Origin of the sequence: Acidisphaera rubrifaciens HS-AP3, from assembly GCF_000964365.1 — a bacterium.
Taxonomy (GTDB): Bacteria; Pseudomonadota; Alphaproteobacteria; order Acetobacterales; family Acetobacteraceae; genus Acidisphaera; species Acidisphaera rubrifaciens.
The window spans coordinates 1-904 of sequence record NZ_BANB01001056.1 but is presented as its reverse complement, the minus strand read 5'-3'; the positions used below and the strand labels follow the sequence as shown (position 1 = coordinate 904).

The window sequence follows — 904 nt, the reverse complement described above, 5'->3', positions numbered from 1 at the left end:
GCGCGCGACTGGCGGCTGGCGGCGGTGGCGGCGGTGGTGCTGGCGATCATCGCCGCGGCGGCGGTGGCGGGCGGCGCGGGCGGCTGAGGCGGATCAGAACCGCCGTTCGTAGATGGTCACGGCGTCGCCGGGCTGGACGTAGCTGCTGCGCAGCGCCCGGCCCTCCGTCGGCGTCTTGCCGGTGGTGCGGACGATGTCGGCGTAATCCTCGATCGCGCGGTAGGTGAAGCCGCCCGCGACCGCGACGGCGGTGACGACGGTCATGCCCGGCTGATAGGGGTACTGCCCCGGCTTGTTGACCTCGCCGAGGACGTAGATCGGCCGATAGGCGGTGATCTCCACCGTGACGGACGGGTTGCGGTAGAGCTGCGCGCGGGTCAGCGCGGTGGTGACCGCTTTCTCCAGCCCGCCGGTGGTCAGCCCGGCGGCCTGGACGCTGCCGACCAGCGGCAGGGCGATGGCGCCGGCGTCGTTGACCCGGAACTCCCCGGTGAGCTGTTCCTCGCCATAGGTGATGATCCGTACCTGATCCCCGGCGCCGAGCCGGTAGTCCGCGATGTTGGGCGCGGGCAGCAGCGGCAGGTCCGCCCCCGGCCCGGCGCAGCCGGCAGCGGCGAGGCCGGTCAGGACCGCGAGGAGGTGCCGGCGGGGCAGCATGCGGGTCCCTGTGCCAGATGACGGCGGAGCGTGCCACGTCCTGGAATTGTTTTCCATATCATTCATACAACTCAAGATTGACAGAAACTCGCGTGTCTCCGTAACCTCCGATTGAAGATTTGGCGGGCGCGTCGCGTCAACCGGCGAATGCCGGGCAGCCCGGCCGCCGCGCCTGGCGACAGGAGGGCGCGTGCTCGATCAGACCGCAGACGGCGCCATGACGCCGCCCGCCGGCCAACCCGGGGCC

At 71.5% G+C, this 904-nt stretch carries 1 protein-coding gene; it reads right to left on the bottom strand.

Translation table 11 applies throughout. The annotated features are described in order from the left end of the window. Positions 1–93: 93 nt before the first annotated feature. Positions 94–657, bottom strand: a complete 564-nt coding sequence (locus tag B8460_RS20015; protein WP_048863388.1) for a polysaccharide biosynthesis/export family protein — start codon at positions 655–657, stop codon at positions 94–96. Between the last annotated feature and the right edge of the window lie 247 nt (positions 658–904).